General features: G+C 56.1%; 1 protein-coding gene. It reads left to right on the top strand.

Features of this window, described 5'->3' with window-relative positions; translation table 11 throughout:
- Positions 1-570 (top strand): hypothetical protein (locus IT781_RS22150; RefSeq protein WP_228779369.1); only part of this gene is annotated, 570 nt, incomplete at both ends.

Genomic DNA, 570 nt, shown 5'->3' with positions numbered 1-570 from the left:
ATACTGTTCAGACCTACACCAGCAACTGGTCGGACAGCAACGGAGGCAGCGGCTCTAGCGAGTCGGCTTCCATCTACGACGCAAACTGGAATCAACTGAGCGGCAGTGGCACCTCCAGCTACAGCGACGGTCTAAGTTATAGCTACACCTCCGATTGGAACAATAGCACCAACGCCGACAGTGCCGGCAATACCGTTCAGACTTATACCAGCAGCTGGTCAGACAGTTACGGCAATAGCGGCTCCAGCGAATCGACCTACGGCTACGATGCTAACGGGAACTCCTGGGGCAGCAGCACCTTTACCGATGGCCTGGGCTATAGCTCCACCTCCAACTGGAATAGCAACACCAGCACCGACAGCGCCGGCAATACCGTACAAACTTACAGCAGCAACTGGTCGGACAGCAATGGAGATAGCGGTTCCAGCGAGTCGACTTCCACTTACGACGCGAACGGAAACTCCTGGGGCAGTAGCACTACTACCGACAGCCAAGGCTACAGCTACACCTCAGACTGGAGCAACAGCACCAGCACCGACAGCGCCGGCAATACTGTTCAGACCTACACCA

This window comes from Methylobacter sp. BlB1, from assembly GCF_015476545.1.
GTDB lineage: Bacteria > Pseudomonadota > Gammaproteobacteria > Methylococcales > Methylomonadaceae > Methylobacter.
This window is presented reverse-complemented; position numbering and strand designations above follow the sequence as displayed.